The organism is Nocardia barduliensis (assembly GCF_013315795.1).
Lineage (GTDB): Bacteria > Actinomycetota > Actinomycetes > Mycobacteriales > Mycobacteriaceae > Nocardia > Nocardia barduliensis.
Window position 1 is genome coordinate 45,656 of record NZ_JABLTE010000033.1, and the last position, 22,963, is coordinate 68,618.

Here is a 22,963-nt window from a genome sequence, read left to right on the forward strand (position 1 = left end):
TCAGCAGCGGTGATCTACTGCAAACATCCACCCAATCGATGAACAACCCCGACCGCTGATGGTTGTGGGTGGAATACACGTTATCGTCGGGGCGCCCGTCTTCGACCCGCCCCGGCGATGACGCCGGTCATTTTCACGTTCAATCGCGCAATCCGCCGTCCGGGCGCGGCGGCGTCGGTTCGCAAGCTCACATCGAACGGTGGTGCGGCGCGGGAAGACCCGGGACGGGTGATCGGCCGAAGTTTCGCTGGACGTTGCTCCCAGTGCCGGGAATGGGCCATTCTCCCCTGCGCGATACTCGGAGTGTCGCAGTGGCAGGCCGCGTAGGGCCTGATGAGGGTTGTCCGGCGTGAGGTGATGATGGCGGTGTTCGCAGGTCGGCAGCCGAAGCGGGTTCGGGTGCCGCGATGAGCCCCGAACGCTGGGTGGTGAAACTCGACCCGCCCGCCGGCGTGCGCCCCGGGTTCGTCGGACTCCTCGAGGCGGCGCGGGAGGCGATTCAGACCTCCGCGGATCTGCTGGCGACGGGTTCGCCCTCGCAGGCGCCGGATCTGTTGAAGCTGCTGCGCGACGAGAAGCTCATCACCGGTGACGAGGACAAGTCCGTCATGGCCAAGGGTTACTCCGACCGGGCGCAAGAGTTCCGCGACATCAAAGACGAGATTCACAAGCAGGACAGCAATGTCGACCTGTCCGCCTATGGCGCCTACGACACCTCGAGCGGCACTTTCGCGGCGGTCAAGCAACACGTCAAACTTCTGCAGGATGCGCTGAGGGTGCCGAAGCCGAGTCCCGGCAAGGAATTCATCGACCCCGACATCGAAACGCGGCTGGCGAACACCGTATTGAAGACGATCGACAACGTGCAGGACGAGATCGAGAAGGCCAACGACCGAGTCCAGACCCACGCGAGAGACATCGATGGTTCCGCCCCCACGTACACCCCGACGTCCGCGCCGCCCAGCAACTACGTGCCGAGCAACTACATGCAGCGCAGCTACTCGCCCGGCCCGAGCTTCGTGCCCGCGGCGACGACCGCCGACTACGCCCGCTACCAGGGCAACGTCTCGGTCGACGCGGCGATCGAGGGCGCGCTGGACGCACTTGGTATCACCGATCCGGTGGCCCGCGAATACTGGAAGCGCGGCTATCAGGTGCTGATCGAACGGGAATCGAACGGAAACCCCAACGCCGTCAACAATTGGGACAGCAATGCCGCGGCAGGCAAGGCATCCAGGGGGCTTACCCAGACCATCCCGGGCACCTTCTCGGCCTATCATGTGGCCGGGACGTCCAACAACATTCACGATCCGGTGGCCAACGTCGCCGCCAGTATGAACTATGTCATGGAACGATACGGCGTCTCCCGAGACGGCCACGACCTGCAGGCGAAGGTCCAGCAAGCCGATCCGAACCGTTCGCCGAAAGGCTACTGAGCGGCGATCGCGCGGGACGATGCGCCTCGTGACCCGAGCTCTGTCCTGGGTGGTTCGTCCCGCTGCCCGGCGGAGGACACCGATCGGTCCCGTTTGCTCGTCGGGTCGAACGGATTTCGATGACGGGTTATCTTTTCGGTCTGGGCCGGGTCGGTCGTCCGGTTCGGCGGAAGTGGTCGACGGCCGAGGCGGCTCTGGCGCGCTGCGTCTGGAACACTCGATCGTCGGAAAGGTTCTTTGCTGATGTTCCGTCGTTTCACGACCAACGCGCCCGCTGGGGCGCCGCCGGTGGATGATCTGGTGGCCGGCGCACTGCCGGATCGGGTGCAGATCGCGCACGAGCGGTTGGCCCACCAGGACGATCCGGCACTGCTCGAAGCACTATCGGAGCGGGAGCTCGCCGCCTCCCGCGAGTTGGCCGAGCTGGTGCGCGACTACGAGCGCCATGAGAAACGGGCGCGCATCCAGGCGGCCGCCGACGCCGCGGAACGGGTGCGGCGCACGGCCGCCGAGCTGGCCGAACGCGAGGCCGCCGACCTGCTGCGGGCCGCGCAGGCGATCGGTGAGCAGCGCCACAGCAGCAGCCCGCACGCGAAAGTCGCTCGTCTGCACCAGCGCAAGCCGCGGGTGCTGGGACTGCTCGCGGGTGTGGTCGCGTTCTCGATGCTGTTCTCCGCGGTCACGGTGCAGCAGAACATCGCGCCGACCGGCGGCGTGACCAATCCGATGTTCTGGCTGTCCTACGGATTGGAAGCACTGATCAGCGCGGTGCTCGTCGCGCTGATGCTGTCCACCGGGGACACCGCCGAGTGGGGTGTGATCGATCGGCTGTGGCAGGTCTACACCGTCGAGGGCGTCTTGCTGACGGCGAGCATCGCGCTGAACACGTTCCCGTATTTCCGGGCAGGAGATCTGGCCGGGATCGGTATCCACGCGATCGCGCCGATCATGATCGGCGTCGCGCTCGTCACCCACCGGCTCGTCGCCGAGCGATATGGGCGCGCGATCGAGCAAGCGACCGCCGCCGTGCCCGACCACGAGGATCTCCAGGAACGACTGGCGGCGCTGACCCAGGTCGGCGGAGCCGGGAACCAGATCCTGCCGAGCATCCTCATGGAGCCGGCGGCGCCCGCTCGCCCCGCCGGGGACACCGCGGCCGCGCAGCAGCCTGCCCCCGCTCCGGAAGGCGCGGCCGTCCCGCACCCCGGACAGAACTCTGCGGTCGAAGCGCCGCAGCCCGCCGCGGCTGCCGAAAGCGCGGCCCCCGCCGCCCATCCCGCGCCGGAACTCACCGAGCTGTGGCTGGCCACCACTCCGTTCCCGGCGGTCGAACGGCCACCTGCGGTTGCCGCGAACGGTGCGCAAGGGCCTGTCGATGCCGGTCCGGACGAGGCGGTACTGGACGCACGGTTGGCGGCGGCGGTGCGCCAGACGCTGAACCGGATCCGGTTCAGCAAGCAGGCCGATCCCGCCGTGCCGCCGGTGGAGCACCCCACCGCCGCCGCGCCCGGACCGAGCGCCGCCGGGGTCGCGGAGACGGCCGACGAGCACGTGGCGCGCCAGGAGACCGCCGAAACGCACCTGATCAGTGGTGCTCCGCAGGCGGTCGCCGTCCGCGCGGCCGATGAAGAGCACGTCGCGACTGCCGAGCCGGATTCCGAGGTCATCGGTGACGCGGAGGCGATTGCCGGGCGTGCGGCCGACGGGAAGCCCTTCGCGCGCACGGAGGCCGGCGAGTCGAACGCTCCTGCGCTGGAGCCGATCGGCGCGAGCGTGGCCCAGCACTACGGACCGAGCGCGAACGGCGACGAGCGCCCGGCGCGGATGGAACAGGTCACCCCGGTCCTGGCCGCAGACACGGCACCGATCCCGCACGAAGACGACGACGTTTCCGCCGCGATGCCGCCGCGCGCCGCTATCCGACCGCAGCTCACCAGGCGGTAGTCCGGACTCCGCACCTTGTGGCTCGCGAGGACCACACTCGGATCTCACTGTGAGAAAAGCCCCCTGTCCGGGGGCTTTTCCGCTTGAAGACCCGTGATTCGGTACGGCGCGATATCAGCCCTGGGACTGGAGGCTCCACGTACGCCCGTCGGGGTCGCGCACCGTCATCTCCTTCGTCCCGTAGTGGGTTGCCTCGAAGGGCGTCACCACGTCGAGGTCGCTGTTCGGCTGGAACGCGTCGGCATCGGCGACGGTCAGGATCAGCTGGGTCCGGGGGGTCTGGTTGTTCGGAATCTCCTCGATGAAGACGTAAGGACCGTCGCCGTTGCGGAACAGGCCGGAGTTGTGGTCGGTGGTGAACTCCGGCTCGTAGCCGAGGGCTTGGAAGAACCTCGCGGTCTTGCCCCAATTGTGCGTCTGCACGTGTACGCCCTCGATGCCCTTCGTCGTCACAGCGGATCTCCTTCAGTCGCGATCGTTGCCAGGGGTGTCCGCGAGGTAGGCGCGCAACGCGTCCGCTACCAGCGCCGACAGGGACGAGCCCGACTCGATGGCGTGGAACTTCACCTGCTTGATCAGTCCGATCGGCAGGTACACGTTGAACTGCTTCACTTCCTCGTCGCCCACGAGCCGATGCTAGCATGCTAGCAAGCTAGCGACGCGAGGTCGACCGGATGGCGGAATGGACGTAGCGTCGATTTCGTGAAAGTTCCCGAACATCTGCCCACTACCGCGGGCGAGCTGCGTTCGGCCGGCTACCTGCCGCGTGGTGTGAAGACCGAGATCCGCGAGAACCTGCTCGGCCTGCTGGGTTCCGGCGCCGACCCGTGGCCCGGCATCGTCGGGTTCGAACGGACTGTCGTGCCGCAACTGGAACGGGCGCTGCTGGCCGGGCACGACGTGGTGCTGCTCGGTGAGCGCGGCCAGGGAAAGACCCGGCTGCTGCGGTCCCTGGTCGGCCTACTGGACGAGTGGACACCCGTGATCGCGGGCGCCGAGCTGGGCGAACACCCGCTCGACCCGATCAGCCCGGCCGGTCGGCGGCTGGCGGCCGAACTGGGTGACGAACTGCCTGTCGCGTGGCGGCATCGCTCGCAGCGTTACGCCGAGAAGCTCGCCACGCCGGACACCTCCGTCGGTGACCTGATCGGGGACGTCGACCCGGTCAAGGTGGCCGAGGGGCGCAGCCTCGGCGACCCGGAGACCATCCACTTCGGGCTCGTGCCCCGCGCGCATCGCGGCATCGTGGCGATCAACGAGCTGCCCGACCTCGCCGAACGCATCCAGGTCGCGCTGCTGAACGTCATGGAGGAACGCGACATCCAGGTCCGCGGCTACATCCTGCGCCTACCCCTGGACGTCCTGCTGGTCGCCACCGCCAACCCGGAGGACTACACCAACCGCGGCCGGATCATCACGCCGCTGAAGGACCGGTTCGGCGCGGAGATCCGCACCCACTACCCGCTCAGCGTCGAGGCCGAAGTGGCTCTGGTCCGGCAGGAGGCCGAGCTGGTGGCCGAGGTGGGCGATCCGCTGATCGAAGTGCTCGCTCGTTTCGTGCGGCAATTGCGCGAGTCGTCCGCGATCGATCAGCGCTCGGGCGTCTCCGCGCGATTCGCCGTCGCCGCCGCCGAGACGGTGGCCGCGGCCGCGCTGCGCAGGTCCGCCGTCACCGGCGAGCGTCCCGCGGTCGCGCGTCCGGTGGACCTGGAATCCGTGCCCGCGGTGCTGCGCGGCAAGCTGGAGTTCGAGTCCGGTGAGGAGGGCCGGGAACAGGAACATCTCACGCACCTGCTGCGCCGCTCGTTCGCCGAGACCGCGCGGGCATTGCTCGGCGGTCTGAACCTGCGGCCGCTGGCCGAGGCGGTCGGCGACGGGCACCTGGTCACCACCGGCGAACGGGTGCCCGGCGAGGACGTGCTGTCGGCGCTGCCCGAGCTGCCGGTCCTGCACGAGGTCGCCGGACGGCTCGGCGTCGACGCGGCCGATCCGCCGCCCCGGATCGCCTCGGCCGTCGAATTCGCGTTGGAGGCGCTCTACCTGGCCCGGCAGATCGCGAAGGACTCCGACGACGGCACGGCGGTGTACGGGCGATGAGGGCCGCGGTTGCCTGCGGGGCATCGTGACGACGCCCGACCGCTACGCCTACGGCCCCTACCACGACGGGCCCGACCCTTTGGCGCCTCCGCTGGACCTGCGCGAGGCGCTGGACCGGATCGGACGCGAGGTCATGGAGGGCAGCTCGCCGCGCAACGCCTTGCAAGAGCTGTTGCGCCGTGGCACCGGCTCCGTGCCGGGGCTGGAGGAGCTGACGCGCAAGCTGTGGCAGCGTCGCGCGGAGATCTCGCGTCGTCACCGGCTGGACGGCACGTTGCAGCAGGTCCGCGAACTGCTGGAGCAGGCGCTGGAAGCCGAGCGCGGCGCGCTGTTCCCCGACCCATCCGACGACGCCAGGTTCGCCGAGGCGCAGCTGGACGCCCTGCCGTCGAGCACGGCCGCCGCCGTCACCGAACTCGCCGAGTACCCCTGGCGCTCGGAGACCGGCCGCGAGAACTACCAGAAGATCCGCGACCTGCTCGGACGCGAACTGCTGGAATCGCGCTTCCAGGGCATGAAACAGGCTCTGCGGAACACCACGCCCCAGGACGTCGAGCGGGTCAGGCGGATGATGGCCGACCTGAACGACCTGCTCGCCGCGCACGCGCGGGGTGAGGACACCGAGCAGCGGTTCGCCGAGTTCATGGCCGAGCACGGCGAGTTCTTCCCCGAGAATCCGCGCGACACCGCGGAATTGGTCGACGCTCTCGCCGCCCGCGCCGCCGCCGCGCAGCGAATGATGAACTCGATGTCCGAGCAGCAGCGCGCGGAGCTGTCGGAGCTGATCGGCCAGGCGTTCGGCGACCCCGGGATCGCCCAGCAGGTGGCCGCGCTGGACGCGCATCTGCGGGCGCTGCGCCCGGGCGAGGACTGGAGCTCCGGGCGGCCCTTCCGCGGCGAGGACCCGCTCGGCCTCGGCGCGGGCGCGCAGGCACTGCAGGATCTCGCCGAACTCGACGCGCTCGCCGAACAACTCGGGCAGACCTACGCCGGCGCCCGGCTGGAGGACATCGACCTGGAGGCGTTGACGCGCCACCTCGGCCCGGAGGCAGGCGTCGACGCGGCCCGGCTGGCCGAGCTGGAGCGCGAATTGCGCAGGCAGGGCATCTTCGAGCGGGCGCAGGACGGCTCATTGCGGTTGACGCCCAAGGCTTTGCGGCGGCTCGGCGAGGTGGCGCTGCGGGATGTGGTCGGGCAGTTGCGGTCCCGGCGCGGCGAGCGGGACACGGCCCTGGCGGGTGCGGCAGGCGAGCCGACGGGCGGGTCCCGGGCGTGGCGATTCGGCGACACCGAGCCGTGGGACGTGTCGCGGACCGTGCGCAATGCCGTGCTGCGGTCGGCGTCGACGGGCAGGCGCCGGGTGACGCTGGACGTCTCCGATGTCGAGATCATGGAAACCGAGCAGCGGTCCAGAGCCGCCGTCGCCCTGTGCGTGGATACGTCCTGGTCGATGGTGCAGGACGGCAGGTGGGTGCCGATGAAGCGCACCGCCCTCGCGCTGCACCATCTGATCGGCACCCGGTTCCGTTCCGACGCGCTGAGCGTGATCACCTTCGGCAGGCACGCCACGACCGTGGACATCGGCGAACTGACCGCGCTGGAGGGTGTTTGGGAGCAGGGCACCAACCTGCACCACGCGCTGCTGTTGGCGGCGGCGCACCTGCGCAGGCATCCGGACGCGGTGCCGGTGGTGCTGGTCGTCACCGATGGCGAGCCCACAGCGCATCTGGAGCCGGATGGCGAAGCGTATTTCAACTGGCCGCCGGAGCCGCGCACGCTGGCCGTGACCATGGCGCAGGTCGACGCCTTGGCGAAGCTGGGCGCGTCGGTGACGGTGTTCATGCTCGGCGACGACCCGCGCTTGGCCGCGTTCGTCGACCTGATGGCCCGCCGCAGCGGCGGCCGGGTGGTGGCGCCGGATCTGGACGGTCTCGGCGCCGCCGTGGTGAGCGACTACCTGCGCGGCCGGGGCTGAAGTTCCGGCAAGGCAACGGCAGCGACGGTGCGTCGGCTGGGAACGGCAACGGCAGTGCGTCGGCTCGGAACGGCGCATGTGCCGCACCGCGAGGTCGATCGGCTCTACACTGAGCGCGTGGCTTTTCGTCGGCTCGTCGCAGTGTCCTTGTTCGCTTTGGTGACTTCGCTCGGAGTGGCTGCCTGCACGACGGAAGGCCCTGGTACGAAGACCGATTGCACCGTGAGCGGTTGCACGGTCACCTTCGCCCGCGGTGTGGACGCCCGAGCGAGCATCCTGGGCATCGAAGCGAAACTCCTTGCCGTGAACGGCAATCTGGTCACGTTGTCGGTGGGTGGTCAGGAGGTCACCGTGCCGGTCGGGGAGACCCAGTCCGCCGACGGGAGCACCGTCACGGTGCAGGAGGTCACCGACGACAAAGTGGTGGTCAAGATCTCCACCGGCCTCACCGGCGGCTGACCGCTCGTCGTCCGGCGGCGCGGCCGAGGCCGCGTTCGCACGTCCCGATCTTGTGATTGCTGTGCGGTGACTGCGGCTGTGACAGTGCCGTACGGGCGCGGGCGCGGCAAGGTGCGGCGCGCAGCCGCGGAGTCCCCGCGTCCGTGTCTTCTCCGGCGGCGCATGTCCGTGCGTGAATAGTCGCAGTCGTGTCGCGTAAGTGGCAGCGGGGCAGTCGAATGGCCGTATAGAGGACTTATTGTGGCCGAATCCGGCGTGTTGCCCGGAAAAACCGACGGGTATGAATACCAAAAGGTATTGAATACCGAAAGGTATTATTCCGTCCTGCCAGGGAAAATAATTTTTACCGGAAATTTCTCCCCGATTTGCTGTACAGCCCGCCGCGCCCGTGTGTAGCGTCTGGAACCCGTAAACCCCTCACATGACAAGTGGTGGCGCGTGATCGGTATCGACGGCTCTCTGAAACGCATCATGGATATTCCGGGTGCGCGCAGTGTGACGCTGGTGGACGGCGCGAGCGGTCTGGCGATCGCCGCGGACGGCAGGCACGACCTGGTGGACGAGCACGAAGACGCTGCGGCCACAACGGATGTGGTGCGCGCCGTGCTCGCCTGCCCGGCGCTGTCCACCGGCGGCGACGACGTCACCGAGATCATCGTCTGCGGAACCCGCGGATATCACCTGCTGAACCTCGTCAACGGCGACTTCGACGGGCGGCTTTTCGTGCACGTGCTGTTCGACGAGGACACCGGGAATCTGGCGATGGCGCGATTCCAGCTGCGCGGAATTCTCGACGAAATGGCCGAGGACGCTGATGAGCCCTGAACTCGCAGTCGAATTGCGGCGGCTGGAGAAGGAAGGACGTACGGGGGTGCTGCACGCGGGCGACGGTGCGTTTCATCTCGCCGAAGGAGCGATCGTTTCCGCCGACTGCAGGCGCACCACCGGGCTGGACCGGCTGGTCGTCGAGGCCGGGGTGGCCACGGCCGAGGATTGGCGGCGCGCCGGGTCGGGCGATCCCGGCCGGGTGCTCGGGCGGCCACGGCTGGAGACGCTCGCGATGCTGTCGGTTTTCGATGCCGCCTACTTCTTGCTGGCCACGCCCACCGTCCCGGAATTCCGGCCCGCGCCGCCGCACTGGCTCGCCCCCGTCTGCCACATCACACCCCGGGTTCTCGTGCAGGAGTGCGCGCGGCGCGGCGATCCGGACTCCGGGCCGTGGCCCGCGGATCTGGTCGATCGCGCCCCCGTCGTCCCGGTCCGCCGGGTACGGCGACGGCGCGTGATGCTCACCGGGGGGCAGGCCGAGGTGCTGGCCGCCGCCGACGCACGGCGCAGCGTCGCCGGGATCGGCCGCGAGCTCGGCCGCACCACCTATGGATGTCTGGTCGCGGTGCGGGATCTGACCGCGGCGGGGTTGATCGAGCCGCCCGCTGGGTCGTCTGTTCCGGTGGCGATCGAACCGGCCGTGCTCGCGCCGGTGGCCGCCGAGTCGCCGGCGGTCGCCCGCGTGGTCGCCGAGCCGGGCCGGCTCCCACGGCGCCGCGGGCGGCACTCGGCGCCGGTCACCGTCGCCGAGCGGTCCGAGCCGCCGGACCGCGACCTGCTCGTCCGCCTGCAAGCGGCTTTGGAGGAGCTCGCGTGACCGCGCGCAAGAAACTGCTCGGCGATTGGATGGGAAGGTTGACCAAGGTGACGATGTCCGGCCCCGAACCGAACGCGGCGGTGCTCACGGAACTGAAAGCACTGCGCGATCGGGTCCCTCGGCTGACCGGCGCGCTGGTGGCGTCCAATGACGGGCTGCTCGTCGCCCACGATCTACCTCCGCAGATCGAGCCCAACGGGATGGCCGCGATGGCCGCCTCGCAGCTGTCGCTCTCGCACCGGCTGGCCAGCACCGCGCACGGCGGCGGCTTCCGCGAGGTCGTGGTGCACGGCACCGGCGGGCACGTGGTGATCTACGCGGCGGGCTGGGCCTCGCTGACCGTTTTGGCCGCCCCCGAGGTGAATATCGGCAGGCTGCATCTGGAATCCCGTCCGGCGGCCCGCGCGATCGCCGACTTGCTGACGCCGGTGGCAACTGACGCGGCGAGCGAACAGGCAACGAAAACCCACTGAAAGGAACAGATATGTCCAATATGGATCTGGCACTCAAAGACATGATGGTGATCGACGGCGCGATCGGCGCCGCCGTCGTCGACTACAACAGCGGCATGGCGCTGGGCATGCTCGGCAGTTCCAAGTCCTTGGATCTCCAGGTAGCGGGCGCGGGCAACACCGAGGTGGTGCGCGCGAAGATGCGAACCATGGACCAACTGGGCCTCAAGGAGGACATCGAGGACATCCTCATCACGCTGTCCGGCCAGTACCACATCATCCGGCCGATGACCGGTCGCAAATCCAAGGGCCTGTTCCTCTACCTGGCTCTGGACCGGGGCCGGGCGAACCTGGCGATGGCCAGGCACCGCCTGAAGGGCATCGAGGAGGAGTTGGAGGTCTGACCGGCGCTCGCGCCGACTTGACCTCAACCTTTGTTCAGGCTCGAAGCTGTTCCCGCATCGATACGCGTCGAAGGGAATGCGCCATGCCTGACAACCCGATCAATCTCGCCGTCATCATCGGCAGTACTCGTGCGGGCCGCTTCGGCCCGACCGTCGCGAAATGGTTCGCCGCACACGCCGACCAGCACGATGACGTCACCGTCGACGTCGTCGATCTGGCCGAAACACCGCTGCCGGAACGGCTTTCCCACCGTCCCGAACCGGAGGCGGCGCGGGCGCTGGCGGCGGTCGGCCCCCGGCTGGCCGCGGCGGACGCTTTCGTCGTGGTGACACCGGAGTACAACCACAGCTATCCGGCGTCGGTGAAGAACGCCATCGACTGGCATTACACCGAATGGCGGGCCAAGCCGGTGGGATTCGTCTCGTATGGCGGCATCTCCGGTGGCTTGCGCGCCGTGGAGCACCTCAGGCACGTCTTCGCCGAATTGCACGCGGTCACCGTGCGCGACACGGTGAGTTTCCACGATGCGGGCAGGCGGTTCGACGCCGCGGGGCAGCCGACGGACCCGGACATGCCGGTCGCCGCCGCCGATCAACTGCTCGGCCAGCTGGTCTGGTGGGGCAAGGCACTGCGGTCGGCCCGCGCCGAACACCCTTATACCGCTTGATAGTTCGGGGTTCGGCGCGCGCGGTCAGGGGATCAGGCGGTAGAAGCGCCAGAAGCCGAAGTCGTGGATCGGGAGCACTTGGACGTCGGCGAAGCCCGCGTCGCGGGCGTAACGGCGCAAGACATCGTGACGCATGACGGTGCCGGTGGCGGCCGAGCCGGGATGGGCGCGGCCGTCGGGCAGACAGATCAGCAGGCTGAACCCATACATCAGCCGGTCGATGTCGTCGGCGGGCGCCCGGAACTCGGGCGCCACCGCCTCGTCCATGACGACCACCGTGCCGCCGGGACGCAGCGCCCGGCGCACGGCGGCCAGCACTTCGACCGGATAGGGCAGGTCATGCAGACATTCGAAGGCGAAGATCGCGTCGTAGGTCTGCTCGCCCAAGGCGGACCCGGCATCGGCGCGGTGGAACCGCACCCGATCCGGGAGACCGGCCTCGGCGGCATGGCGGTTCGCCATGGTCACCGACGGTTCGTCGATGTCGTAGCCGTCGACGGTCAGCTCCGGGAAGGCCCTGGCCAGCGCGATGCTGGACCAGCCGCCACCGAAGCCGACGTCGGCGGCCCGTGCGCCGGGCCGCGACAGCGTGGCGGCGACGTCCGGGACATCCGCCAGCGCTGCCGCGAGTCGCTGCTTGAACCACGGCCGGTTCATATCGGACTGCGCCTCGCGCATATCCGTGCCGAACTCCGACCAACCGACGCCGCCGCCGTCCCGATAGGCCCGGATCAGCGCCGGTGACTGCACCGCCGCGGCGGCCAGCATGCGCGCCAACGGCGCCAGGTAGTTCAAGCTGGTGGCGTCGGTGAGCACTTCCGCGGCGCCCGCGGGCAGCTCGAAGCGGCGGTCCGGGGTGACGGCGAGAATCCCGGCGGCTACCACCTTCGGTTCGAAATCGCCGAGCCGTCCGCGGGTATTAACGGCCAGGACTCGGCAGGGTGTCCGAGCTGCGAACCGGATCCGTCCGATACCCCGGATTCCCGGGGCTCGGCGGCGGTATCCGGCGTACGCTGTGCGGCGACGAAAGGACTCCACGATGCGAAAAATGCTCGCGGCGTTGGTGATCGCCGGTTCGTTCATGGCAGGGGCCACGACGATCGCGCAGGCGAATCCGCCGTCGCAGCCGCCGACTCCGCTGTGCCTGGTGGTCGGCGGAGCTATTTATCTGGTGCGCAACAGCATCGACCCGTACGGCCTGTCGCAGGATCCGCTCGCGGTCGCGTTGCGCAACGCGCACCGGCAGGTCTGCGGCGGATAGCCGAACTACCGCAGAGCCTAGCGCCGTGCTCCCGGTGAGAGGGGCAAATCGTCGGCATCCGGTTCGATCGGCGGCACGACGGCCGCACGAGGTTTGCCGTCGCGGGTGTTGAGCCATGCTCCGGCGAACATCATCGCGGCGCCGAGCGCTTGGACGGGCTCGATGGCTTCACCGAGCAGCACCCACGCGCAGGCGAGGCCGAAGGCGGGAACCAGGAACATGGCGGAGGCGGCGGTCGCCGGGCCGACCTCGCCGACCGCGCGATAGTAGAGGACGTACGCGAGCGCGGTCGGCAGGACGCCCAGATATGCCTGGTTGAGCCAGAAACCGGGGCCGAGCTCGGACCATGCCACGCCGGACAGGTGCGGCAGTGCGACCACACCCAGCGCCAATGCGCCGGTGACGGTGGCATAGACGGTGACGGCCGGGGCCGAGATACGGGTCAGGACCGGGGCGCCGAACATGGTGTAGCACGCCCAGCAGGCGGCCGCGGCGAGGAAGAGGAGGTCACCGAGCATCCGGTCCCCACCGCCGGACGGAATACCGAGAAAGAAGACGGTGCCACCGCAGACCGCCACGGCGATCCCGACGGTGCGCACGAGGGGCAGCCGGGTGCGAGTCAGCACGGCCGTGACGGTGACGGTGACGACCGGCGCCGCCATCGGCACGATCACACTGCCGTCCGCGGCGGGCGCCATGGCGAGTGCGAGGAAGAAGAGGAAGTTGTAGCCGAAGACGCCGACAAGCCCGAGCGCCGCCACACGCCCGAACTCCCGTACCGCGATCCTGGGCATACGTAGGGCGACGAGCAGAATGACGGCGCCGAGAAAGAAGCGGAGGAATCCCGCCACCTCGTACGGGATCTCCCGAATCGCGAGTTTCGAGCACGCGAAGGCGCTGCCCCACAACGCCATGACCACAACGAGCAACATTCGGATACGCACGGATCCGATCCTGGTGACCCATCACCCTGCGGTATTGAACGCTGGTGCGCGGCGCACAATGGGACGGTGGCCGACGGTGAGTGGGTGCGGTACCGGCGAATGCCGAACCGCCCGGTGGAACTGATGCACGCGCACTTCGAGCGGCACGTCTACCACCCGCACAGTCACGAGACCTACTCGTTCGGTTTCACCGAGTTCGGCGCGCAGAGCTTCGATTGCCGCGGCGCCGCGCGGACCAGCGCGGCGGGCATGGTGATGGCGTTCAACCCGGACGAGCCGCACAACGGCCACAGCACCACCGAGCATGGCTTCACCTACTCGATCGTGCACATCGGCACCGAACTGGTCACCGACCTGCTTTCCGATCAGGCGGGCCGCCCGACCGGGCTGCCTCTGTTCGCCGACCCGGTGCTGCGCGATCCGGTGCTCACCTCGGCGCTACGCCGCCTCTGCGCGGGCCTCACCGGCCCGGCCACCGAACTCGCGGCGGACGAGGCGCTGGCCGCTTCGGTCGCGGCGCTGGTGCAGCGGGGGGCGCGCAGGCCGCAGGTTCGCTCGACGGCCCGGCCGGACGCGGCCGTCGCCCGTCGCGTGCGCGCCGTCCTCGACGACCGCTATCTCGACCCGCTCTCCATGGACGACCTGGTCGAGGCGAGCGGCGCGAGCCGGTTCGCGCTGTACCGCGCCTTCCGGGCGAATTACGGCCTCGCGCCGAGCGATTACCAGCGTCTCCTGCGCTTGCGCGCGGCCAGGCGCCTGATCGCGGCGGGCCGCCCGGTCGCCGAAGCGGCCACCGCCGCCGGTTTCGCCGACCAAGCCCATCTCACCCGGTGGTTCCGGCGTTGCTACGGCATCACCCCGGGCGTGTACTCGGCGGCGTGACCGTTCGATCCGGCCTTCACTCCAGCCCCGGCGGGCGGGGCCAGGGGTTGTCCTCCCTGTTCTCGACCGACTGGTTGAAGCGCGCGATGAGCCTGCCGAACTGATCGACGTCGTCGTCGGTCCACTCGGCTACCACCGAGCCGATGCCCTGTCGGCTCTGCTTGCGGTCGGAGGCCAGGAAGTCCAATCCCTTGGCGCTGGCGCGGATCTTGCGGGCGATGCCGCCGTCCGGGTCGGGCACCCGGTCGACCAACCCCTGTTTGAGCATGGCGCCGACCTGACGGTTGATCGTGGAGATGTCCAATCGGAATGCTTCGGAAAGCTCGCGCAGGCTCAGCGGCTGGTCCAGTTCCAGCCTGGTCAGGATCAGATACGCCGAGCGGTCGAGCCGGAAGCCGGGGCGCCGTAGCAGGGCGGCGGGGAAGTGCCTGGACAGCAGCGAGAGTTCGAAGGCGAGGCGGGTCAGCGCTGCGCTGTCGCCTGGGCCGGAATCGGACATGCCCCACTATGTCGCGCGCATCACGCCGAGATCAAATTGTGCACCATACACAGCATATGTACCGTGCATATGTGACTGTAGCTGCCGACGCGTCCTCGACCGTCTCTGGTTCCGGCGACCGGCTCGGTCCCGCGCCGGCCCTGCTCATCGCGACGCTCGGCACGGTCGGCGTGGTCGTCTCGCTGATGCAGACGCTCGTCATTCCGATCATTCCGTCGTTGCCCACGCTGTTGCACACCTCGGCGTCCAACGCCTCCTGGGTGGTCACGGCCACGCTGCTGGCGGGCGCGGTGGCGACCCCGATCAGCGGCAGGCTCGGCGACATGTTCGGCAAGCGCCGTGTCTTGTTCGCGAATCTGCTTCTGCTGGTGGCCGGTTCGGTGGTCTGCGCGTCGTTCTCCACGCTGCTGCCCGAGATCGTCGGCCGCTCCCTGCAAGGTGCGGCGGTCGGAGCCATCCCACTGGGCATCAGCATCATGCGCGACGAATTGCCCGCCGAGCGGGTGGGTTCGGCGATGGCGATCATGAGCGCCACGCTCGGCGTCGGCGGCGCGATCGGCCTGCCGGTCGCGGCGGCCATCGCACAGAACGCGAACTGGCATGTGCTGTTCTGGACTTCCGCCGGGCTCGGCGTCGTCTGCGCCGCACTGGTCTTCCGGTTCGTGCCCGAGTCGCCGGTACGCACGCCCGCGCGGTTCGACTTCGGCGGCGCGATCGGACTGTCGGCAGCGCTGCTGACGCTGCTCATCGCGATCACCAAGGGCGCGGACTGGGGCTGGGCCAGCGCGCCCATCCTGATCCTCTTCGCGGTTTCGGTGGTGGTCTTCCTCGGCTGGGGCGCTTTCGAACTGCGGCAGCGCTCGCCGCTGGTGGACCTGCGGGTGTCGGCGCGCCCGAGGGTGCTGTTCACAAACCTCGCCTCGATCGCCGTCGGATTCTCGCTCTACGGCATGTCGCTGACCTTTCCGCAGTTGCTCATGGCGCCGGAGCAGACCGGGTACGGCTTCGGCCTGTCCATGGTCAGCGCGGGACTGGCGCTGGCGCCGACCGGTTTCGTGATGATGCTGCTGTCTCCGGTGTCGGCGCGGCTGTCGGCGAGCCGGGGGCCGAAGGTCACCCTCGCGCTCGGGTCGGCGGTGATCGCCGTCGGTTACCTGTGCGCGGTGGTCCTGATGAACAGCGTCTGGCAGATCATGCTCGCCTCGGTGATCGTCGCGGGCGGCGTCGGCCTGGCCTACGCGGCGATGCCCGCGCTGATCATGGGCGCGGTGCCGCTCACCGAGACCGCCGCGGCCAACGGCTTGAACTCGCTCATGCGCTCGATCGGCACGTCGACCTCGGCGGCGGTGATGAGCGTGGTGCTCGCGCACCTGACCATCCAGCTCGGCCCGCACCTGCTGCCCTCGCGCGACGGGTTCCACACCACCTTCCTCATCGCCATGGCGGCGGCGCTGGCCGCGATCGGCCTGACCGCGCTGATCCCGATGCGCAAGACGCCCGACGCGGCGACCACCACCGGGCATTCCTGACGACTGAGGCAACACTCCGGGGTCACCCGGGGCCGGCGTCCGCGTGGTCTCCGCTGATGCGTGAGTGGAATTCGAACGCACCTCGCCGGGCGCAGATTCGGGGCCTCACGCGACATCGACACGGTGGTTCTGCGAACGCCTTCGCCGGCCATGCGCATCGTCGTGTCTCGGTCGTCTTCGAATTCAGGTGTCGGCGACGGCCTCGGTGTACCGGCGGCCGAGGGCGCGGATGTGGGCGACGAGTTCGGGCGGGCCGTTCACGCGGAAGTCCATCATCAGCATGGACAGGTAGATGGCGATCGTCTCCAGGGCGTCCGCGCCCGTGTAGAGGACGCAGGTGTTCGCGTCCACCGCCTCGACCACGCCGACGGCGGGGTTGATCCGGGCGATGACGGTCTCGGCGGGGGCGAGCACGGTGACTCGGGCCTGCACCTTCCACCCCGTGGTGGCGATGTGGCGCATGACGAAGGCGACCAGATCGTCGTCGGGGAGCGAGCGGGCCGCGAAACGGCGGGAACTCGCCTCGGCGCGAAGGAGCCCGGCCAGCGGGATCGCGCGCCAGGAGTGGTCTTCCAGGCTGTAGGCGACCAGATACCAGCGGCGCTGCCAGCTGATCAGCCGGTACGGCTCGATCTCGACGGGAGACCCGGTCGCGGCTTCCTCGATCCGGACCGTCGCGCCGTCGCGGACGGCGCCGGCCAGGGTGGTGAGGACGGCGGCGGGCACCGGCGCGTCCGGCTCCCGCGATCCGGTCGTGGCCGGACCGATCGCCGTCGCTTCGCGCAGCGCGGACACTTTGCGCTGCAAGCGTTTCGGCAAGATCTGATCCAGTTTGCCCAAGGCTTTCGTGACGTGCTCGGCGATGTCCGCGATGCCGGTGGAACCGTCCTCGGCGAGCCCGACCGCGACCGCGACAGCGACCGCCTCGTCGTCGTCCAGTAGCAGGGGCGGCATGGTCGTGCCGCGGCCGAGCCGGTAGCCGCCGATCGCGCCGCGGGCGGCGTGCACCGGGTAGCCCAGCTCGCGCAGCCGCCGGATGTCGTGGCGCAGTGTGCGATCGGTGACGCCGAGTCGCTCGGCGAGTTCACGACCGGTGTAGGCGCGGTCCTGCAGCAGTGCGAGCAACCGCAGCAGCCGCGTCGTGGTCGACGCCACTTTTTTCTCCTCCTCATATTAGGAACAGAAATAGCCTAATTGCCGCATAGGCTGATGTCAGCAGCAAGGACGACTCGAAAGGCTCCGACATGAACGCCACCACCCCCGCCCTCCCGACTGTCTGGCGCGACGTGCTCACCGACTCCTACCGCGCGCTGGAGACCGTTGTCGCGGGCGTCGGCGCGGACCAGTGGCACCTGCCCACGCCGTGCTCGGAATGGGATGTGACCCAGGTGATTCAGCACGCCGCAGGCGATCAGCTGGCCTTCGCCGAGGTCCTCGGCATCGGTGACGGCCCGGCGTACAACCCCTTCGCGCCCTCCGGCGCGATCGAGGGACCCGCATCGGAGTTGGTGCGCGAGGCGATCGAGCAGACCTCCGTCGCCTGGGCCACGGTCGACGACGCCACCGAGACCGTGCCGACGCCGCTGCCGCACGGCGCGCTCGCCACCCCGGTCGCCGCGGTGATGTGCGCGCTGGACGCCGCCGTCCACGCCTGGGACATCGCGGTCGCCACCGGCCAGCCCTCGCCGCTGACCGACGAACTCGCCACCCACCTGCTCACCGCCGCACGCGCCATCCATCCGGCGCCCGGCAGCGGCGAGGCAGCCGAGATCGTCGAACCCTTGCGCCAGTGGGGCGCGTACGCCGCGATCGTGGACGGCCCGGCCGACAGCACCGCAGTCGCGGACCTGCTGCGCTACCTGGGACGTGAGCCGCGCGCCTGAGCGCCGGTGGACGGTTCGCCGGTCGCCGACCCGATGCGGGGTCGGCGACCGGCGATCTGTCGGCCTCGCGGCGGGCCGATCGAGGTGCGCGGCAGGTTATGTCCTCGACTCGGCACGTGTGGCGGTCGATTGTGCTGTGCGACGGGGTCGTCCTCGACTCGGCACGTGTGGCGGTCGATTGTGCTGTGCGACGGGGTCGTCCTCGACTCGGCAACGTGTGGGGGTCGAATGTGCTGAGCGGCCGGATATCCTTCGTCCGGCAGGTGTAGACCTCGCGGGACGAGGTTTCGGATCAGCGCGCGGTGACGAAACCCTGTGCGACCATCCAGTCCCGCGCGACATCGGCGGGTTCGCGACCGTCCACGTCGACCTGCCGGTTGAGTTCGGTGATGACCTCGTTGGTGAGGCGCTGGGAGATCGGGGCCAGCACGGTGACGACTTGCGGATGCGCGTCGGCGAAACTCTTGCGCATCACCAGCGCGGCGTTGTACTTCGGAAAGAACCCGCGATCATCCTGTAGTAGAACGAGATTCAGCGCCGGGATGCGTCCGTCGGTGGCGGCGACGGAGCCGAAGCGGCACTGTCTGCCGTCGGCGGTCGCCTGGTAGACCAGGGCGTCCTGGACGATCTGCTTGCGCACCTTGCCTGCGTCGATCTCGTATTTGCGGGTCAGCCCCGGGAATCCGTCTTGGCGGACGTTGAATTCGGTGCCGACGCAGATGGACGCGGCGGCCGGGTCGGTTTCGACCAGTCCGGCGTAGTCCGACAGCGTCCGCACGCCGGTCTCCTGCGCGGTGCGCGCGCTCATGACCAGGGCGTAGGTGTTGTTCATCGGCGCCATCGCCGCCCACACCATGCCGTGCTCGGCGAGGTCGGCGTCGCGCACGGCCTCGAACTGGCCGATTTCGTCGGGCACCGGCGTCTCGTTGCCGAGGTAGTTGATCCAGCCGGTGCCGGTGTAGTCGTAGGCGAGGTCTATCTGTCCGTGCAGCTGGGCGTCGCGCACGCTGTTGGAGCCCTGGATGTTGGTCAGGTCGCGCACGTCGGCGCCCGCCGCTGAGAGGGCGAACTCGATGAGGTACCCGAGGATGTTCTGCTCGGTGAAATCCTTGGAGCCCACCGTGATGCGCACACCCTCGAGTTCGGGCACCGGCCGGATGCTGCCCGGACCTACCAGCAGCGGCACCGAGCCGCCGGATTGCAGCCCGCACGCGGCCAGCAGCGCCGCACCGAGCGCGAGCGCGGACGCGCGCCAGGCCCGGGTCATTTCAGCCCCCTCGGACCGAGGAATGCTTCGGCGAGCGCGCCGAGCCAGTCCACCAGCAGTGCCAGTGCCACCGCGAGCACCGCGCCGACCACCAGCGTGACGTTGTCGCGCAGCTTGTAGCCGGTGTCGATCAGGATGCCGAGCCCGCCCGCGCTCACCAGAAACGACAGTGTCGCGGTGCCGACCGCGAGCACCAGCGACGTGCGCAGCCCGGCCAGGATGTAGGGCACGGCGAGCGGGAATTCGATGCGCCGCAGCACCGTCGCGGCCGACATCCCCTGACCGCGCCCCGCATCGATCAGCGTCCGGTCCACCTGCTGGTAGCCCAGGATGGTGTTGCGCAGCACCGGAAGCAGCGAGTAGAGCGCGATCGGCGCGACACCGATCCAGAAGCCGGTGGTGCGGGTGGCGAGATAGAACAGCACGATCAGGCCGATGGCCGGTGCGGCCGCGGCCATGTTCGCGATGCCGACGAAAACCGGCGCCAGGCGGCGGAATCCCGGCCTGGTGAGCAGGGTGCCGAGCGGGACGGCCACCGCCACGACGATCAGCACCACGGTCGCGGTGATCAGCACGTGCTGCCAGGTGACGGTCACGACGTTGCGCGCGTTCAGACTGGCCTGCTGCGTGCCGGTGAGGTCGCGGGCGTACGCCCACACCAGCACGCCCGCCGTGAGCGTGAGCACGAGCGCGGGCTGCGCGACCAGCCGGATGCGTTCGGCCCTGCGCTGAGCGGCGGGTGACGCGACGGTGGTCATGGCGTGCCGTCCGTCGCGGCGCGGTCGGCGGCGTGCTCGGCGCGCAGGGCCGACAGGTGGCCGATCAGCGTGTCGATGGTGATCAGCCCGGCGTACTCGCCGCGCGTCCCGGTCACCACCGCGGTCGCGTTCTGCTGGGTCAGCAGTGCCTCGAGCGCGTCCTGCAAGGTCGATTTCAGCGACAGCGTTGCCGGTACCGGCGAACCGATCCCGCGCAACGACTCGGCGTGCGCCAGCTGTTCGGCCGAAACCCACCGGCGTGGGCGGCGCTGGGCGTCCAGCACCAGCGCCAACGGCCGGTCCCGGTCGGCGAGCGCGGCGCGCAGCCGCTCGACCGGGTCCTGCTCGGTCGCGGTGGGGCAGTCGCCGAGTTCGACGTCCTGGACGCGGGTCAGCGTGAGCTGCTTGAGCGAGGCGTCCGCGCCGACGAAACCGGCGACCGTCTCGTCGGCCGGGTCGGCCAGGATCGCCGCCGGTGTGTCGTATTGCAGGATCCGGGATCGATCACCGAGCACGGCGATGCGGTCGCCGAGTTTGACCGCCTCGCCGAAATCGTGGGTGACGAAGACGATCGTCTTACCGAGTTCACCTTGCAGGCGCAGCAACTCGTCCTGCAGCAGTCCCCGGGTGATCGGATCGACCGCGCCGAACGGCTCGTCCATCAGCAGCACGGGCGGGTCGGCCGCCAGCGCCCTGGCCACGCCGACCCGCTGCTGCTGGCCGCCGGAGAGCTGACGGGGATATCGGTCGCGGAAGGTGTCCGGGTCCAGGCCGACCAGTTCCAGCATCTCCTCGACCCGTGCCGCGATGCGCCGCCGGTCCCAGCCGATCAGGCCGGGCACGGTCGCGACGTTCTTCGCGACGGTCAGGTGCGGGAACAGGCCCGCCTGCTGGATCGAGTAGCCGATGCCGCGGCGCAACCGGTCGGGATGCATCGTGGCCGCGTCGCGCCCGTCGATCGTCACGGTCCCCGAGGTGGGCTCGATCAGCCGGTTGATCATCCGCATGGTGGTGGTCTTGCCGCAGCCGGAGGGGCCGACCAGGACCACGATCTCACCGGCCGGGATGGTCAGCGAGACGCGGTCAACGGCCGGGTCGCGCTGACCCGGATAGTGTTTGGTCACCGCGTCGAGCACGATCTCGACGCCGGAGACGACCGATGCGGTCGCGCCGCCGCTGGTTTCGGTGTCAGTCACGAATTCCCCTCGAGGTGGTGAGCCGTCCGATCAGGACGTAGATCCCGTCGAGCACGAGGGCGAGCACGACGACGAGGATCGTGCCGACCAGAGCCTGCGGCACCGCGTTCGGGCTGCCGAGGCGCGCGAGGCCGGAGAAGATCAGGTTGCCGAGCCCGGGACCTTTGGCGTAGGCGGCGAGCGCGAGGATCCCCATGATCAGCTGGGTGCTCACCCGCATTCCGGCCAGGATGGCGGGCCAGGCCAGCGGCAGCTCGATCCGGGCGAGGACGCGCAGCCGGTTCATCCCGACCCCGCGTGCCGCGTCGGTCACGGCGGGGTCCACCGAGGCGAGTCCGATGATGGTGTTGCGCATGATCGGCAGCAGGGCGTACACCACGAGCGCCGTGATCGTCGGTGCGACACCGAGGCCGAGGATCGGGATCAGCAGGCCGAGCAGCGCGAACGACGGAACGGTGAGCACCGCGCCGGCCAAGGCGGCGGCGATCGCGGAGCCGAACGGGCTGCGGTAGACCAGGATCCCGATCAGCACCGAGACCACCGTGGCCAGCAGCACCGACTGCACCACGGCCGAGACGTGCAGGTACGAGTCGACCAGCAACTGGTGCCTGCGGTGTACGACGAATGTCCACAGCGTGTCCAGGGCCGGACCTCCCCATCGGCTGGTCTCTCCGGAGACTAGCGTGATTGCCCCGGCGCCGTAAACGATTTCGGCTCGTAGGGGTTGCCCCGTCGCCGGGTGATCGAAACCCGCCGTGGAAGGGAACCGGAACTGTTCGGCGGATTCGTGCGTTGCATCCCGCATATTCGAAAGTTCGGTAGGGAGGAACCGGGGGATGACGGGACAGCAATCGGGAACGCGGTCGGGACGCTGGATCGCGCTGGTCTTGGTCGCGCTAGGTGTGGCTGCCGCCGCGGTGGCCGGGGTCTATTCGTGGCAGGACCGCCAGGACGGTCTGGCGGTGGGCGAAGAGCGGCTCACCGAGTTCCCCGCCCTCGATCGCTCGGCGCTCGATCCGGCGCAGACCCGGATCGTGGCGGTCGCCGAGCGCGAGTTCAACGCTCCTGGAGCGGGCACGAAGTACGCCGAGGGCGTCGACGAACCATGGTGCGCCGACTTCGTCAGCTGGGTGTTCCGGGAGGCGGGCGTGCCGCTTTCCAATCCGCATTCGGGCTCGTGGCGGATTCCCGGCGTGTACACGCTGCAGGAGTATTACGAGAGCAACGGACGGTTCTCCCCGATCGGGTCGGGCTACCTCCCACGCACCGGTGACGTGCTGCTGTACGACGAGTCCAGCCCCTATGGTCAGCACACGAACATCGTCCTGCGGGCGGACGCGGGCGAGGTGACCACCATCGGCGGCAACGAATTCGACGAGGTCCGCATCTACCGGTTCACGCTGGCCGACCTGCCCGGCGCGGTCGGTTTCGGGCGATTGTGAGATCGGCCTCGGTGCGCCCGGGCTGTCGGATATGCGGGTGAAACGGCGCGCCGGATAGTCCTACGATGGAGACGGCGGCGCCCGGCAGCGCCGTCACCGGTCCCCGCCCTGCTTCCCCCTCATCGGCAGGACGGGGATCCCGGACTGAGCAGCGCGTTCCACGGCCGGACAAGATCGGTCGCGTACCGTGTCGGGTGTCCATCGAGAGGTGAGGGTTCCGGG

At 69.3% G+C, this 22,963-nt stretch carries 25 protein-coding genes; 15 read left to right on the forward strand and 10 right to left on the reverse strand.

The window, feature by feature from the left end; translation table 11 throughout:
• The first annotated feature begins 407 nt into the window (after window positions 1-407).
• Together HOV91_RS39880 and HOV91_RS16345 are read left to right on the forward strand one after the other, a co-directional pair.
• A complete protein-coding gene (locus HOV91_RS39880; RefSeq protein WP_246350208.1) occupies window positions 408-1,436 on the forward strand; it encodes a transglycosylase SLT domain-containing protein in 1,029 nt (342 codons plus the stop codon).
• Window positions 1,437-1,679: 243 nt separating this feature from the next.
• Window positions 1,680-3,380, forward strand: a complete 1,701-nt coding sequence (locus tag HOV91_RS16345) for a hypothetical protein (protein WP_174186249.1) — start codon at window positions 1,680-1,682, stop codon at window positions 3,378-3,380.
• A 114-nt stretch (window positions 3,381-3,494) separates the two neighbouring features.
• Here HOV91_RS16345 and HOV91_RS16350 read toward each other — a convergent pair whose 3' ends face one another.
• Both HOV91_RS16350 and HOV91_RS16355 read right to left on the reverse strand, forming a co-directional pair.
• Window positions 3,495-3,833 carry a VOC family protein gene (locus tag HOV91_RS16350; protein ID WP_174186250.1) on the reverse strand — a complete coding sequence of 113 codons (339 nt, stop codon included), beginning with the start codon at window positions 3,831-3,833 and terminating at the stop codon, window positions 3,495-3,497.
• A gap of 12 nt (window positions 3,834-3,845) precedes the next feature.
• The gene (locus HOV91_RS16355; protein WP_174186251.1) at window positions 3,846-4,007 is read right to left on the reverse strand and encodes a ribbon-helix-helix domain-containing protein; all 162 of its coding nucleotides are present in this window, start codon (window positions 4,005-4,007) and stop codon (window positions 3,846-3,848) included.
• Between the two features lie 75 nt (window positions 4,008-4,082).
• Between HOV91_RS16355 and HOV91_RS16360 the strand changes: the two genes are divergently transcribed.
• The 8 genes from HOV91_RS16360 (at window position 4,083) to HOV91_RS16395 (ending at window position 11,080) form a co-directional block, all read left to right on the forward strand.
• Window positions 4,083-5,477, forward strand: coding sequence for a sigma 54-interacting transcriptional regulator (locus HOV91_RS16360; protein WP_174186252.1), 1,395 nt, complete (start codon window positions 4,083-4,085; stop codon window positions 5,475-5,477).
• Between the two features lie 25 nt (window positions 5,478-5,502).
• Window positions 5,503-7,452: a VWA domain-containing protein gene (locus tag HOV91_RS16365; RefSeq protein ID WP_312884647.1), complete on the forward strand. Its 1,950-nt coding sequence runs from the start codon at window positions 5,503-5,505 to the stop codon at window positions 7,450-7,452.
• A gap of 222 nt (window positions 7,453-7,674) precedes the next feature.
• Window positions 7,675-7,911 (forward strand): hypothetical protein, encoded by a 237-nt coding sequence (locus tag HOV91_RS16370; protein WP_246350211.1) that lies wholly within the window; start codon window positions 7,675-7,677, stop codon window positions 7,909-7,911.
• A 471-nt stretch (window positions 7,912-8,382) separates the two neighbouring features.
• The gene (locus HOV91_RS16375; RefSeq protein WP_217440541.1) at window positions 8,383-8,736 is read left to right on the forward strand and encodes a roadblock/LC7 domain-containing protein; all 354 of its coding nucleotides are present in this window, start codon (window positions 8,383-8,385) and stop codon (window positions 8,734-8,736) included.
• Window positions 8,726-9,556 carry a hypothetical protein gene (locus HOV91_RS16380; protein ID WP_174186255.1) on the forward strand — a complete coding sequence of 277 codons (831 nt, stop codon included), beginning with the start codon at window positions 8,726-8,728 and terminating at the stop codon, window positions 9,554-9,556. The genes HOV91_RS16375 and HOV91_RS16380 overlap by 11 nt, the downstream gene beginning before the upstream one ends.
• Entirely contained in the window at window positions 9,553-10,029 is a 477-nt protein-coding gene (locus HOV91_RS16385; RefSeq protein ID WP_312884648.1) for a roadblock/LC7 domain-containing protein, read from the forward strand. The genes HOV91_RS16380 and HOV91_RS16385 overlap by 4 nt, the downstream gene beginning before the upstream one ends.
• An 11-nt stretch (window positions 10,030-10,040) precedes the next feature.
• Window positions 10,041-10,412 carry a hypothetical protein gene (locus tag HOV91_RS16390; protein WP_174186256.1) on the forward strand — a complete coding sequence of 124 codons (372 nt, stop codon included), beginning with the start codon at window positions 10,041-10,043 and terminating at the stop codon, window positions 10,410-10,412.
• Window positions 10,413-10,495: 83 nt separating this feature from the next.
• A complete protein-coding gene (locus tag HOV91_RS16395; protein ID WP_174186257.1) occupies window positions 10,496-11,080 on the forward strand; it encodes an NADPH-dependent FMN reductase in 585 nt (194 codons plus the stop codon).
• Between the two features lie 24 nt (window positions 11,081-11,104).
• Here the strand turns inward: HOV91_RS16395 and HOV91_RS16400 are convergent, their stop codons facing one another.
• On the reverse strand, window positions 11,105-11,965 hold the full coding sequence (locus HOV91_RS16400) for a class I SAM-dependent methyltransferase (protein ID WP_312884649.1): 861 nt from the start codon (window positions 11,963-11,965) through the stop codon (window positions 11,105-11,107).
• Window positions 11,966-12,119: 154 nt separating this feature from the next.
• Here HOV91_RS16400 and HOV91_RS16405 point away from each other — a divergent pair, with 154 nt between their 5' ends.
• Entirely contained in the window at window positions 12,120-12,341 is a 222-nt protein-coding gene (locus HOV91_RS16405; protein ID WP_174186207.1) for a hypothetical protein, read from the forward strand.
• A gap of 17 nt (window positions 12,342-12,358) precedes the next feature.
• On the opposite strand, the gene HOV91_RS16410 is transcribed toward HOV91_RS16405, so the two are convergent.
• Window positions 12,359-13,285 carry a DMT family transporter gene (locus tag HOV91_RS16410; protein ID WP_174186259.1) on the reverse strand — a complete coding sequence of 309 codons (927 nt, stop codon included), beginning with the start codon at window positions 13,283-13,285 and terminating at the stop codon, window positions 12,359-12,361.
• A gap of 66 nt (window positions 13,286-13,351) precedes the next feature.
• Between HOV91_RS16410 and HOV91_RS16415 the strand changes: the two genes are divergently transcribed.
• On the forward strand, window positions 13,352-14,167 hold the full coding sequence (locus HOV91_RS16415) for an AraC family transcriptional regulator (RefSeq protein ID WP_312884650.1): 816 nt from the start codon (window positions 13,352-13,354) through the stop codon (window positions 14,165-14,167).
• A gap of 16 nt (window positions 14,168-14,183) precedes the next feature.
• Here HOV91_RS16415 and HOV91_RS16420 read toward each other — a convergent pair whose 3' ends face one another.
• Complete coding sequence (locus tag HOV91_RS16420) at window positions 14,184-14,666, reverse strand: MarR family winged helix-turn-helix transcriptional regulator (protein ID WP_174186260.1); 483 nt, start codon at window positions 14,664-14,666, stop codon at window positions 14,184-14,186.
• Between the two features lie 71 nt (window positions 14,667-14,737).
• On the opposite strand from HOV91_RS16420, the gene HOV91_RS16425 reads away from it, so the two are divergent.
• Window positions 14,738-16,195 carry an MFS transporter gene (locus HOV91_RS16425; protein ID WP_312884651.1) on the forward strand — a complete coding sequence of 486 codons (1,458 nt, stop codon included), beginning with the start codon at window positions 14,738-14,740 and terminating at the stop codon, window positions 16,193-16,195.
• A 183-nt stretch (window positions 16,196-16,378) separates the two neighbouring features.
• On the opposite strand, the gene HOV91_RS16430 is transcribed toward HOV91_RS16425, so the two are convergent.
• A complete protein-coding gene (locus HOV91_RS16430) occupies window positions 16,379-17,350 on the reverse strand; it encodes a helix-turn-helix transcriptional regulator (RefSeq protein ID WP_174186262.1) in 972 nt (323 codons plus the stop codon).
• An 89-nt stretch (window positions 17,351-17,439) separates the two neighbouring features.
• Between HOV91_RS16430 and HOV91_RS16435 the strand changes: the two genes are divergently transcribed.
• Window positions 17,440-18,078 (forward strand): TIGR03086 family metal-binding protein, encoded by a 639-nt coding sequence (locus HOV91_RS16435; RefSeq protein ID WP_174186263.1) that lies wholly within the window; start codon window positions 17,440-17,442, stop codon window positions 18,076-18,078.
• 292 nt (window positions 18,079-18,370) lie between these two features.
• Here the strand turns inward: HOV91_RS16435 and HOV91_RS16440 are convergent, their stop codons facing one another.
• The 4 genes from HOV91_RS16440 to HOV91_RS16455 are packed head-to-tail and all read right to left on the reverse strand — an operon-like array spanning window position 18,371 to window position 21,942.
• Entirely contained in the window at window positions 18,371-19,345 is a 975-nt protein-coding gene (locus HOV91_RS16440; RefSeq protein ID WP_174186264.1) for a glycine betaine ABC transporter substrate-binding protein, read from the reverse strand.
• The gene (locus HOV91_RS16445; RefSeq protein ID WP_174186265.1) at window positions 19,342-20,103 is read right to left on the reverse strand and encodes an ABC transporter permease; all 762 of its coding nucleotides are present in this window, start codon (window positions 20,101-20,103) and stop codon (window positions 19,342-19,344) included. The genes HOV91_RS16440 and HOV91_RS16445 overlap by 4 nt, the downstream gene beginning before the upstream one ends.
• Window positions 20,100-21,299, reverse strand: a complete 1,200-nt coding sequence (locus HOV91_RS16450) for an ABC transporter ATP-binding protein (protein ID WP_174186266.1) — start codon at window positions 21,297-21,299, stop codon at window positions 20,100-20,102. Before HOV91_RS16450 ends, HOV91_RS16445 begins: the two co-directional genes overlap by 4 nt.
• Window positions 21,292-21,942, reverse strand: a complete 651-nt coding sequence (locus HOV91_RS16455; protein WP_174186285.1) for an ABC transporter permease — start codon at window positions 21,940-21,942, stop codon at window positions 21,292-21,294. Before HOV91_RS16455 ends, HOV91_RS16450 begins: the two co-directional genes overlap by 8 nt.
• A 193-nt stretch (window positions 21,943-22,135) precedes the next feature.
• Between HOV91_RS16455 and HOV91_RS16460 the strand changes: the two genes are divergently transcribed.
• A complete protein-coding gene (locus HOV91_RS16460; RefSeq protein ID WP_174186267.1) occupies window positions 22,136-22,741 on the forward strand; it encodes a CHAP domain-containing protein in 606 nt (201 codons plus the stop codon).
• Window positions 22,742-22,963: the final 222 nt, after the last annotated feature.